This window comes from Streptomyces sp. NPDC005576, from assembly GCF_042871745.1.
GTDB lineage: Bacteria > Actinomycetota > Actinomycetes > Streptomycetales > Streptomycetaceae > Streptomyces.
In genome coordinates this window covers 19,913-31,860 of sequence record NZ_JBIAJC010000021.1, presented here as the reverse complement: position 1 = coordinate 31,860, position 11,948 = coordinate 19,913, and the positions used below count along the sequence as shown (strand labels likewise).

Below are 11,948 nucleotides of genomic sequence, written 5' to 3'. Positions count from 1 at the left end.
CCCTTTCGTCCAGGGCCGTGCGGGGCCGGTGTCCCGGCCGGTCGCGGCCGGCCCCGGTCCGCGCGACGCCACCGCGCGACGCCACCTCCGGCGCACTCCCCCGCACCCATGGAGTACGTTCACCCCATGTCCCAGCCCGCCAGGTCACCCCGTGCCACCGCCGCCTCCGACGCCCCGGAAAGCACGGCAGTCACTCGTGCTGCCGCACAACGGCTCAAGATGCGCCGCGAGCTGGCCACCGCCGCCATGGAGCTCTTCGCGACGCAGGGGTACGAGGGCACCACGGTGGACGAGATCGCCGGTACCGCGGGCGTGGCCCGGCGGACCTTCTTCCGGCACTTCCGGTCGAAGGAGGAGGCGATCTTCCCGGACCACGACGACACCCTGGTGCGGGCCGAGGCGGTGCTGAACGCGGCTCCCGCCCACGAGCACCCGCTCGACACGGTGTGCCGGGGCATCAAGGAGGTCATGAAGATGTACGCGGCCAAGCCTGCCGTCTCCGTGGCCCGCTACAAACTCACCCGCGAGGTGCCGGCGCTCCGCGAGGCGGAGATCGCCTCGGTGGCCCGCTACGAGCGTCTCTTCACGCGCTATCTGCTGGGCCACTTCGACGAGCGCGACAGCCATGTGGGCAACGACGACCCGCTGCTCGCCGAGGTCGCCGCGTCCGCCGTCGTGACCGCCCACAACCACGTGCTGCGCCGCTGGCTGCGGGCGGACGGCCAGGGCGACGTCGAGTCCCAGTTGGACCATGCCTTCGCCATCGTCCGGGAGACCTTCGGCACCGGTATCGGCGCGGGCCGGACCGCCGGCGCCGAGCCGGCGAAGGACCCCGCGCCCCCGGCCGCCTCGGTCTCCGCGGACGGCGAGGTGCTGGTCGCGGTGGCGCGGACGGACGCCCCGCTGGAGGAGGTCATGCGCACGATCCAGCAGGCCCTGAAGGAGCGCTGAGCGCGGGCTCCGCAGGCCGGCGCAAGCGGTCGGCCCCGCCCCGGACCCGGGACGCATGGGCGGTCGGGCCGAGACGGGCTCCGACGGGTCGGACGGGTCAGACGGGCTCGCGCAGACCGGACCCACCGACGGCCGCGGGGAGCTCCCACGGCGGGGGCAGCGTCCCGTCGCTCCAGCCCGTCAGGGCGTCCGCGTCCACGCAGGCGATGCCGCAGGCCGCCGCGTACTCGGCGGCGGGCGCGGTGAACTCGCCGGTGGTGACCACGACCGCGGTCTCGGCGCCGTGCACCGCGTAGCAGGTCCCGCCGAAGCGCTGGAGGTCCTGCGAGCCGACCTTGTTCGCGGGGCCGTACCGCTTGCACTGGACGACGACGCGGCGGCCGTCGGGAGCGGTGGCGAGCACGTCGGCGCCGAGGTCTCCGGCGCCGCCCACCACCTCCACGTCGCGGCAGCCGTCGCGGCGGCAGAGGTCCGCCACGGCCTCCTCGAAGGCGTACGGGTCCAGTGCCGCGAAGTCCACCGGCGCCGGCTCGTACAGGACCTCGTACCCCGGCTCGGGGACGGGTTCGTACCCGGTTCCGTACGCGGGCATCGGCGCGGCCTGCTGCGCCGCCGCGGCCGCCTCGTCGATCTCCGCCAGCGCGGTGTCCACCAGGTCCTCCGCGGCCTCGGTGACGGCTGCGGCCAGCCGTGCGGCGCGCCTGCGCCGGTGGCGTCGGCGCAGCGGCAGGACCGCACCCGCGCAGACGGCCAGGGCGAGGGCGCCCCAGAGGAAGGGATGGCCGCCCACGCTCTCCCGGAGGCCGCGGAAGATCAGGCCGCCGACCCAGAGCAGGAGCGCCGCGAGGGCGAATCCCACGGTCGTGCGGCGGAGGCTGAAGTCGCTGCGGCGTGATCGCGTACGCCCGCGTATCCCTGTCGGCATCCCGTTTCCACCCCTCGTCCTGGCCGGGTCCGTGTCCCGACCGCGTGTCCTGCGAGGCGCAAGATCATCTGATGCGGCGTCTGCCCGCAGACCGGTGATCGATTCAGGTCCGGCCGAAACCCGGTGGCCGGGGCCCCTGCCGTGTGATCGGGTACGCCGATGCGTACCCACGAGGAACTTCTTGCCCTGTTCGATCACGAGATGCGGGAACACGCCCGCCCCGACGGCCCCGGTGTGCGGGTGGAGCGGGACGGGCCGGTGGTCCGCCAGAGCGGGGGCCCGGACGACTGGAACGGTGTGGTGTGGTCCTCCCCCACGCTCGACGAAGAGAGCGCCGGTGCCGCCGTGGCGGCGCAGGTCGCGCACTACGAGGCGCAGCGCGTGGCACGCGGTGTCACGTCCTTCGAGTGGAAGCTCTACAGCCACGACCGCCCCGCCTCACTGGCGGACCGGCTGCGGGCTGCGGGGTTCGCCCCGGAGCCGCCGGAGACGTTGATGGTGGCGGCGGTGGAGGACGTGCCGGCCGACGCGGGGCCGCCCCCCGGGGTCGAGTTGCGCGAGGTGCACGATGAGGCCGGGGTGCGGCTGATGACCGAGGCGCACGAGGCGGCGTTCGGCAGGGACGCGTCGTCGCTGCGCGATCACATGCTGGCGCGGCTGGCGGCGGCGCCGGAGGAGTTCTTCGGGCTGGTCGCGGTGGCGGCCGGGCTGCCGGTCAGCGCGGCGCGGATGGAGTTGTGCGCGGGCACGGGTTTCGCGGGGCTCTGGGGCGGCGGTACGCATCCGGCCTGGCGCGGGCGCGGCATCTACCGCGCGCTGGTCGCCCACCGGGCCCGTACCGCCGCCGCGCGGGGCTACCGGTACCTCCAGGTCGACGCGTCCGCGGACTCCGCCCCGATCCTGGCGCGGCTGGGCTTCGCGGCGCTCGCCACCACGACGCCGTACGTGTACCGCATCGCGCCGTAGCCCCTCTCCTGCGGGACAGACCGCGTCAGAACGCCCATCGTGGTGCTCATGCGTGCCCGGTGGATGACAACTGAGAGAAATTGTTGGCACTCGGTGCCTTGTCAGCTGTCACGCAGTGCCATACGTTGAAGGAGTCCGGGCGGCCGGCGTACCGGATCTCACGTACGCCGGCTGTCCCCGCGAGCCGACCGTGCCCGCGCGCCCGGACGCCTGCGTCACAGGCACCCTTCCGCTCCACCGAGCACGCCGAGCACCACCCGCCGAACCGACGGCACACCTCCAGACCGCACCGCTCCCTGTCCGCAGGGACCACCGAAGCGTTCCTCACCAGCGTTCCCCTGACTCTCGGCCCGTTCGAGCAGGGGAGACACCATCCGCCGGAGGCATCACCGTGAAGGAAATCCTGGACGCGATCCAGTCGCAGGAGAGCACCGCAGCCGACTTCGCGGCGCTGCCCCTCCCCGAGTCGTACCGCGCCGTGACCGTGCACAAGGACGAAGCGGGAATCTTCGAGGGGCGGGCCACCCGCGACAAGGACCCGCGCGAATCGCTCCACCTCGACGAGGTCCCGGTGCCCGAACTCGGCCCGGGCGAAGCCCTGGTGGCCGTCATGGCCAGCTCGGTGAATTACAACTCCGTCTGGACGTCGATCTTCGAGCCGGTCTCCACCTTCGGGTTCCTGGAGCGTTACGGCAGGCTCAGCGAGCTGACCAAGCGCCACGACCTGCCGTACCACGTCATCGGATCCGACCTGGCGGGCGTCGTGCTGCGCACCGGCCCCGGCGTGAACGCCTGGCGGCCGGGGGACGAGGTCGTCGCGCACTGCCTCTCCGTCGAACTGGAGTCGTCCGACGGCCACAACGACACGATGCTCGACCCCGAGCAGCGCATCTGGGGCTTCGAGACCAACTTCGGCGGGCTCGCCGAGATCGCCCTCGTCAAGTCCAACCAGCTGATGCCCAAGCCCGCCCACCTCAGCTGGGAGGAGGCGGCGGCCCCCGGCCTCGTCAACTCGACCGCCTACCGCCAGCTCGTCTCGCGCAACGGCGCCGGCATGAAGCAGGGCGACAACGTCCTGATCTGGGGCGCGAGCGGCGGACTCGGTTCCTACGCCACCCAGTTCGCGCTGGCCGGCGGCGCCAATCCGATCTGCGTGGTCTCCAACGACCAGAAGGCGGACATCTGCCGGCGGATGGGCGCCGAGGCGATCATCGACCGCAACGCCGAGGGCTACAAGTTCTGGAAGGACGAGAACCACCAGGACCCCCGCGAGTGGAAGCGGTTCGGCAAGCGCATCCGCGAGCTGACCGGCGGCGAGGACGTCGACATCGTCTTCGAGCACCCCGGCCGCGAGACCTTCGGCGCCTCCGTCTACGTGACCCGCAAGGGCGGCACCATCGTCACCTGCGCCTCCACCTCCGGGTACACCCACGAGTACGACAACCGCTACCTGTGGATGTCGCTCAAGAAGATCGTCGGCTCGCACTTCGCCAACTACCGCGAGGCGTGGGAGGCGAACCGGCTGGTGGCGAAGGGCAAGATCCACCCGACGCTCTCCCGCGTGTACACGCTGGAGGAGACCGGCCAGGCCGCCCACGACGTCCACCGCAACGTCCACCAGGGCAAGGTCGGCGTCCTCGCCCTGGCCCCGCGCGAGGGCATGGGCGTGCGCGACGAGGAACTGCGCGCGAAGCACATCGACGCCATCAACCTGTTCCGCGACACCCCGGCGGAACGTTCCACCCCCTCCACCCCGAGCCTCTGAGGTCTTCCGATGACCGAACGTCACAAGGACCGTCCCTGGCTCATGCGGACCTACGCGGGCCACTCGACGGCCGAGGCGTCGAACGAGCTCTACCGCCGCAACCTCGCCAAGGGCCAGACCGGCCTCTCCGTCGCCTTCGACCTGCCCACCCAGACCGGTTACGACCCCGACCACGTCCTCGCCCGGGGCGAGGTCGGGCGGGTCGGCGTGCCGGTCTCCCACCTCGGCGACATGCGCCGGCTGTTCCAGGACATCCCGCTGGAGCAGATGAACACCTCGATGACGATCAACGCCACCGCGATGTGGCTGCTGGCGCTCTACCAGGTGGTCGCAGAGGAACAGGGCGCCGAGCCGGGCAGACTCCAGGGCACCACGCAGAACGACATCGTCAAGGAGTACCTCTCGCGCGGGACGCACGTCTTCCCGCCCGGACCCTCCCTGCGGCTGACCACCGACATGATCACGTACACGGTCGACCGGGTCCCCAAGTGGAACCCGATCAACATCTGCAGTTACCACCTCCAGGAGGCCGGGGCCACACCCGTCCAGGAGATCGCGTACGCCATGTCCACGGCCGTCGCGGTGCTGGACGCGGTGCGCGACTCCGGGCAGGTGCCCGAGGAGAAGTTCGGCGCGGTGGTCGCGCGCATCTCCTTCTTCGTGAACGCGGGCGTCCGCTTCATCGAGGAGATGTGCAAGATGCGCGCGTTCGGCCGGATCTGGGACCGGATCACCCGCGAGCGGTACGGCATCACCGACCCCAAGCAGCGGCGGTTCCGCTACGGCGTCCAGGTCAACTCCCTCGGTCTCACCGAGGCGCAGCCGGAGAACAACGTCCAGCGCATCGTGCTGGAGATGCTGGCCGTCACCCTCTCCAAGGACGCCCGCGCCCGCGCGGTGCAACTGCCCGCGTGGAACGAGGCGCTGGGGCTGCCGCGCCCCTGGGACCAGCAGTGGTCGCTCCGCATCCAGCAGGTCCTCGCGCACGAGAGCGACCTGCTGGAGTACGAGGACATCTTCGCGGGCTCGCGGGTGATCGAGGCGAAGGTGGACTCCCTGGTGGAGGAGGCGCTGGAGGAGATCGACCGGATCGAGCAGATGGGCGGCGCGATGGCGGCCGTCGAGTCCGGCTATCTCAAGTCCGAGCTGGTCGCCTCGCACGCCGCCCGGCGGGCCCGCATCGAGAGCGGCGAGGAGAAGATCATCGGTGTCAACGTCCACCGGTCGACCGAGCCCAGCCCGCTCACCGCGGACCTGGACGGCGCCATCATGACGGTGGACCCCGAGAACGAGGCGCGGGTGGTGGCCGCCCTGCACGCTTGGCGCGACGGACGCGACGAGGCGCGTGCCACCGAGTCGCTGGCGGCCCTGAAGAAGGCCGCCGCCGGTACGGAGAACCTCATGGCCGCGACCGTCGAGTGCGCCCGCGCCGGGGTGACCACCGGGGAGTGGTCCTGGGCGCTGCGGGACGTGTTCGGCGAGTTCCGGGCGCCGACCGGGGTCTCCTCCGCGCCGGTCGCCGTCACCGCGGAGCCGGGCACCCCGCTGGCGGCGGTCCGCGCGAAGGTCGCCCGCACCGCCGAGGACCTCGGCTGCGGACGGCTGCGCCTGCTGGTCGGCAAGCCGGGTCTCGACGGGCACTCCAACGGCGCCGAGCAGATCGCCGTACGCGCCCGCGACGCCGGCTTCGAAGTGGTCTACCAGGGAATCCGGCTGACGCCCGAACAGATCGTCTCCGCCGCGCTGGCCGAGGACGTCCACTGCGTGGGCCTGTCCATCCTCTCCGGCTCGCACGCCGAGCTCGTCCCCGACGTGCTCCACCGGCTGCGCGAGGCCGGCGCGGACGACGTACCTCTGATCGCCGGCGGGATCATCCCGCCCGCCGACGCCGCCGCTCTCGTCCGGGCCGGGGTCGCCGCGGTCTTCACCCCGAAGGACTTCGGTATCACGGAGATCATCGGCCGTATCGTCGACGAGATCCGCAAAGCGAACAAGCTCGATCCTCTGGAGGTCCCCGCATGACCACGCCCACGCCCGTGAACCGGTTGCGCCCCCGCCGCTCGTGTCTGGCCGTGCCCGGCTCCAACCCGCGCTTCCTGGAGAAGGCCCAGGGGCTCCCCGCCGACCAGGTCTTCCTCGACCTGGAGGACGCCTGCGCCCCGCTCGCCAAGGAAGGGGCGCGGCACACCATCGTCGACGCGCTCAACAACGGCGACTGGACCGGCAAGACCCGGGTGGTGCGGGTCAACGACTGGACCACGCACTGGACCTACCGGGACGTCATCACGGTCGTCGAGGGCGCCGGGCCGAACCTCGACTGCATCATGCTGCCGAAGGTCCAGGACGCCGAGCAGGTCGTGGCGCTGGACCTGCTGCTCACCCAGATCGAGAAGACGATGGGCTTCGAGGTCGGCCGGATCGGCATCGAGGCGCAGATCGAGAACGCCAAGGGCCTGGTGAACATCGACACCATCGCGGCGGCCTCGCCCCGGCTGGAGACGCTGATCTTCGGCCCGGCCGACTTCATGGCGTCCATCAACATGAAGACCCTGGTCGTCGGCCAGCAGCCGCCCGGCTACAGCGCCGACGCGTACCACTACATCCTCATGCGCATCCTGATGGCGGCCCGTACGCACGATCTGCAGGCGATCGACGGACCGTTCCTGCAGATCCGTGACGTGGACGCCTACCGCGAGGTGGCCGGCCGGGCCGCGGCGCTGGGCTTCGACGGCAAGTGGGTACTGCACCCGGGCCAGGTCGACGCGGCCAACGAGGTCTTCTCGCCCTCGCAGGAGGACTACGACCACGCCGAGCTGATCCTCGACGCCTACGACTGGTGCACCTCGGAGGAGGGCGGCAAGAAGGGCTCGGCGATGCTCGGCGACGAGATGATCGACGAGGCCAGCCGCAAGATGGCGCTGGTCGTCGCGGGCAAGGGACGGGCGGCCGGGATGCGGCGCACCTCGAAGTTCGAAGCCCCGGAGGCCTGATCATGCAGTTCGGACGCACCTTCGAGGAGTTCGAGGTCGGCGCGGTCTACAAGCACTGGCCGGGAAAGACGGTCACCGAGTACGACGACCACCTCTTCTGCCTGCTGACCATGAACCACCACCCGCTGCACATGGACAGCAACTACGCGGAGAACACGACCGACTTCGGCAAGAACGTGGTCGTCGGCAACTACGTGTACTCGCTGCTGCTGGGCATGTCCGTACCGGACGTCTCGGGGAAGGCCATCGCCAACCTGGAGGTGGAGTCGCTGCGGCACATCGCACCCACCTTCCACGGCGACACGATCTACGGCGAGACCACCGTGCTCGACAGGACGCCGTCGAAGTCCAAGAGCGACCGGGGCATCGTGTACGTCGAGACCCGGGGTTACAAGCAGGACGGAACCGTCGTCTGCGTCTTCCGGCGCAAGGTGATGGTGCCCACGCAGGAGTACATCGAGGCACGCGGCGGCGAGCAGCCCGGCCGGCCCACCCCCGCCAACCAAGCGAAGTCATAGGAGAAGCCGTCATGACGCGACTCGCCCGGACCGCAGGTCTGACCGACGTCCAGGAGGAAATCCTCTCCACCGTACGGGACTTCGTCGACAAGGAGATCATCCCGGTCGCCACGGCGCTGGAGCACCGCGACGAGTACCCGGCCCAGATCGTCGAAGGGCTCAAGGAGCTGGGCCTGTTCGGGCTGATGATCCCGGAGGAGTACGGCGGCCTGGGCGAGTCGCTCCTCACCTACGCGCTGTGCGTGGAGGAGATCGCCCGTGGCTGGATGAGCGTGTCGGGGATCATCAACACCCACTTCATCGTGGCGTACATGCTCAAGCAGCACGGCACGCAGGAGCAGAAGGACACCTTCCTGCCGCGCATGGCCCTGGGCGAGGTGCGGGGCGCCTTCTCGATGTCGGAGCCGGGTCTCGGCTCGGACGTGTCGGCGATCACCTCCAAGGGGGTGCGGGACGGCGACGAGTACGTCCTCGACGGCCAGAAGATGTGGCTCACCAACGGCGGCACGTCGAACCTGGTGGCCGTTCTCTGCCGGAGTGACGAAGGACACCCCGAGGGAACGGCGCCGCACAAGTCGATGACGACCTTCCTGGTGGAGAAGGAGGCCGGCTTCGGGGAGGTCAGGCCCGGCCTCACCATCCCGGGGAAGATCGACAAGATGGGCTACAAGGGCGTCGACACCACCGAACTCATCATGGACGGACTACGCATTCCGGCCAATCGCGTCCTCGGGGGCACCACCGGCCGAGGGTTTTACCAAATGATGGACGGAGTCGAGGTCGGCCGGGTCAACGTGGCGGCGCGTGGCTGCGGCGTCGCTCAACGTGCATTCGAATTGGGCGTTTCGTACGCCCAGCAACGTCAGACCTTCGGAAAGCCGATCGCCCAGCACCAGGCCATCCAGTTCAAATTGGCTGAAATGGCCACCAAGGTCGAAGCGGCGCATGCGATGATGGTAAACGCGGCCCGCAAAAAGGACTCCGGGGAACGTAACGACCTGGAGGCAGGGATGGCGAAGTACCTCGCCTCCGAATACTGCAAGGAAGTCGTCGAGGACGCCTTCCGCATCCACGGCGGCTACGGCTTCTCCAAGGAGTACGAGATCGAGCGCCTCTACCGCGAGGCCCCGATGCTGCTGATCGGTGAGGGTACCGCCGAGATCCAGAAAATGATCATTGGCCGCCGACTTCTGGAGGAGTACCGCTTGCAGGGTTGATCGTCCCTTATCAGGGGATTTGGCCGCGAAGAAGATCACATTCAGTGATCCTGGGGCGGGGTCTTCCAGCGGTCCGACTCGGCTGCTGGCTTGCCCAGTTGTGGCCACCACCCGATAGCATCGACGGAAAGCCGCCGTCCCCCGTTGCCAGCGCGGCATCATCCGCTACGAAGGTCATTCATGCCCGACAGCCCTACCTCCGCAAACCGCGGCGGGGTCCGCATCGCTCGCGGAGCATCGCCGTGGCTCCTCCCGACCGTCGCCACCGCGGCGCTCAGCCTGACCCGGGCGCGCAAGTCCGGCCGCTGGGCGGCCGTGGCCGTGCCCACCACCGCGCTCGCGGCGGGCATGCTGTGGTTCTTCCGCGACCCCGAGCGCGAGATCGCGCAGGGCCGGGTCATCTCCCCGGCCGACGGTGTGGTGCAGAGCATCATGCCGTGGAAGGACGGGCGCACCCGCGTCGCGATCTTCATGAGCCCGCTCAACGTCCACGTCAACCGCGCTCCGCTGGCCGGTACCGTGACGTCGGTCGAGCACGTGCCGGGCGGGTTCGTCCCGGCGTTCAACAAGGAGAGCGAGAACAACGAGCGCGTTGTCTGGCACTTCGACACCGAGCTCGGCGACATCGAGATGATCCAGATCGCCGGCGCGGTCGCGCGTCGCATCGTGCCCTACATCCCCCAGGGCACGAAGGTCGAGCAGGGTGAGCGCATCGGCCTGATCCGTTTCGGCTCGCGCGTCGACATCTACCTGCCGGAAGGCATCGAGGTCGCGGTCGAGGTCGGCCAGGCCACCACCGCGGGGGTGACTCGAATTGACCGTGATTGATCCGGACACCCAGGCCGACTGGGTGCCCGAGTCCGCCGATGACGGCGCTGGGGACGACGCCCAGGACATGCCCCTCTCCATGCGCCTGTCGATAGCGGACACCCTCACCCTCGGCAACGCCACCTGCGGGTTCATGGCGGTGTACTTCACCACCACGGGCATTCTGATCCCGCACCTCACGGGCAGTGACGAGTCGGGCATGGCGCGTCACTCCGCCGCCACCACGGTGATCCTCATGCTGATGGCGGCCGTCTTCGACCTCTTCGACGGGCTGGTCGCCCGCAAGCTGCGGTCGTCGCCGATGGGCGCGGAGCTGGACAACCTCTCCGACCTCATCAGCTTCGGTCTCGCGCCGGCGTACTTCGTGCTGGTCTACGGGATGGTCGCGGACGACGCGCACCAGCGGGTGTCCGCGCTCGCGGCGATCGTGGTGCTGCTGGCGGTGGTGCTACGGCTCGCGCGGTTCTCCTGCGTGACCCTGAAGGACGGCATGTTCCAAGGCATGCCGAGCCCCTTCGGAGCGCTGACGGTCGTCTCGATCGTGCTCCTGGAGCTGCCCTTCGTGCCCACCCTCCTCGCGATCGTCGGGGTGGCGTGGCTGATGGTCAGCCGGGTCGAGTACCCGAAGCCGCGCGGAGTGCTCGCGGTGGCGATGCTCGGCTGGATCGTGGCCGCGATGGGGCTGCTCGCGGCCTGGGCGTTCGACGCCCCCGGCGGGAAGCTGCTGCTCCAGACCGGCTGCGCGCTCCAGGTCGTGCTGGGCGCGGTGATCCCGCTCTTCGCGACCGCGCGGCGCGTGAACACCTTCCGCGGCAACCGGCGAGAGGCCCGCGCGGCCCAGCTGCCGTAGCCCCCGCCGTACGCGTGACGCGGAAGAGGCCCGGATGCCCTGAGCATCCGGGCCTCTCGCGCGTCCGGGCGGTGTCCTGCCGGGGGACCCGCCGTCTCAGCCGAGCACCTCGTGGCGGAAGCACCAGCGCCACTCCTCGCCCGGCTCGTGGGAGCGCATGACGGGGTGCCCGGACGCACCGTAGTGGGCGGTCGCGTGCCGCAGTGGCGAGCTGTCGCAGCATGCCACCCGGCCGCAGGTCAGACAGAGTCGCAGGTGCACCCAGTCGTCCCGGCCGACGGCCAGGCAGTCGGCGCAGGCGTCGGCGGGAGGGGCGGGGGCGGTGTCCGGGCTCGCCCGGTCCAGATCGTTGCAGAGGGCCATGTGCCGAGCGTACGACCGTGTCCGCCGGGCGGCAGGGCGTGGGGGCCTCGCGCGTGCCGGATTCCGCCTGAGCGGGGGCCGGGGTCGTCCTGGTTCTGTTGTGCCCATGGTCAACCAGCCCCCTGCTGCGGACGCGATACGCGATTCAGGCCCGTCCCCACCGGGGAGGCCGCCTGCACGACCGGGGATGGTCGGTACGCGGCACCGGCGCCGCTCTGCTGCTCGCGCCGGCCGCGGTCGTGCTCGCCGGGTTCGGCGGCCGTTCGATCGTGGTCGTGCTGATCGCCGTACTGCTGCTGGACGTCGGCACCCAGGGGAGCAACGTCCTCGGGCAGACCCGGTTGATGAGCGTGGAGCCGCAGAGCCGCAGCCGGCTGAACACCACCTCCGTCACCGGCAACTTCCTCGGCGGCACGATCGGTTCCGCGCTGGCGTCCGCCCTCTGGCAGAGCGGCGGGTGGGGTGGGGTGATGACCGGAGCCGGGGTGCTCCTCACCCTGGCGCTGACCGTCTGGGCCTCCGCCCGGCGGACGCTGTCGGCGGTCTGATCGCGGGCGGGGCGCGAGGGTGCGCAC

12 protein-coding genes are annotated in these 11,948 nt (G+C 70.5%); 10 read left to right on the top strand and 2 right to left on the bottom strand.

What is annotated here, in order from left to right; genetic code table 11:
* Positions 1–126: 126 nt before the first annotated feature.
* Entirely contained in the window at positions 127–951 is an 825-nt protein-coding gene (locus ACFYPN_RS30040; RefSeq protein ID WP_358762076.1) for a TetR family transcriptional regulator, read from the top strand.
* Between the two features lie 97 nt (positions 952–1,048).
* On the opposite strand, the gene ACFYPN_RS30035 is transcribed toward ACFYPN_RS30040, so the two are convergent.
* Positions 1,049–1,876: a restriction endonuclease gene (locus ACFYPN_RS30035; RefSeq protein WP_389302608.1), complete on the bottom strand. Its 828-nt coding sequence runs from the start codon at positions 1,874–1,876 to the stop codon at positions 1,049–1,051.
* Positions 1,877–2,035: 159 nt separating this feature from the next.
* Here ACFYPN_RS30035 and ACFYPN_RS30030 point away from each other — a divergent pair, with 159 nt between their 5' ends.
* The 8 genes from ACFYPN_RS30030 to pssA all read left to right on the top strand — a co-directional run bounded on the left by ACFYPN_RS30030 (position 2,036) and on the right by pssA (position 11,010).
* On the top strand, positions 2,036–2,842 hold the full coding sequence (locus ACFYPN_RS30030; protein ID WP_389302605.1) for a GNAT family N-acetyltransferase: 807 nt from the start codon (positions 2,036–2,038) through the stop codon (positions 2,840–2,842).
* A 391-nt stretch (positions 2,843–3,233) separates the two neighbouring features.
* The gene (gene ccrA, locus ACFYPN_RS30025; protein ID WP_358762070.1) at positions 3,234–4,607 is read left to right on the top strand and encodes a crotonyl-CoA carboxylase/reductase; all 1,374 of its coding nucleotides are present in this window, start codon (positions 3,234–3,236) and stop codon (positions 4,605–4,607) included.
* Between the two features lie 9 nt (positions 4,608–4,616).
* Positions 4,617–6,629, top strand: a complete 2,013-nt coding sequence (locus tag ACFYPN_RS30020) for a protein meaA (protein WP_358762068.1) — start codon at positions 4,617–4,619, stop codon at positions 6,627–6,629.
* The gene (locus ACFYPN_RS30015; protein WP_358762067.1) at positions 6,626–7,597 is read left to right on the top strand and encodes a CoA ester lyase; all 972 of its coding nucleotides are present in this window, start codon (positions 6,626–6,628) and stop codon (positions 7,595–7,597) included. The genes ACFYPN_RS30020 and ACFYPN_RS30015 overlap by 4 nt, the downstream gene beginning before the upstream one ends.
* A gap of 2 nt (positions 7,598–7,599) precedes the next feature.
* Complete coding sequence (locus ACFYPN_RS30010; protein ID WP_358762065.1) at positions 7,600–8,115, top strand: MaoC family dehydratase; 516 nt, start codon at positions 7,600–7,602, stop codon at positions 8,113–8,115.
* Between the two features lie 11 nt (positions 8,116–8,126).
* Positions 8,127–9,332 carry an acyl-CoA dehydrogenase family protein gene (locus ACFYPN_RS30005; protein ID WP_358762063.1) on the top strand — a complete coding sequence of 402 codons (1,206 nt, stop codon included), beginning with the start codon at positions 8,127–8,129 and terminating at the stop codon, positions 9,330–9,332.
* A gap of 180 nt (positions 9,333–9,512) precedes the next feature.
* Positions 9,513–10,160, top strand: a complete 648-nt coding sequence (locus ACFYPN_RS30000; protein WP_358762061.1) for a phosphatidylserine decarboxylase — start codon at positions 9,513–9,515, stop codon at positions 10,158–10,160.
* Entirely contained in the window at positions 10,153–11,010 is an 858-nt protein-coding gene (pssA, locus tag ACFYPN_RS29995; protein WP_389302691.1) for a CDP-diacylglycerol--serine O-phosphatidyltransferase, read from the top strand. Before ACFYPN_RS30000 ends, pssA begins: the two co-directional genes overlap by 8 nt.
* A gap of 96 nt (positions 11,011–11,106) precedes the next feature.
* On the opposite strand, the gene ACFYPN_RS29990 is transcribed toward pssA, so the two are convergent.
* Entirely contained in the window at positions 11,107–11,373 is a 267-nt protein-coding gene (locus tag ACFYPN_RS29990) for a UBP-type zinc finger domain-containing protein (RefSeq protein ID WP_389302600.1), read from the bottom strand.
* Between the two features lie 98 nt (positions 11,374–11,471).
* On the opposite strand from ACFYPN_RS29990, the gene ACFYPN_RS29985 reads away from it, so the two are divergent.
* Positions 11,472–11,921 (top strand): hypothetical protein, encoded by a 450-nt coding sequence (locus tag ACFYPN_RS29985; RefSeq protein ID WP_389302597.1) that lies wholly within the window; start codon positions 11,472–11,474, stop codon positions 11,919–11,921.
* Positions 11,922–11,948: the final 27 nt, after the last annotated feature.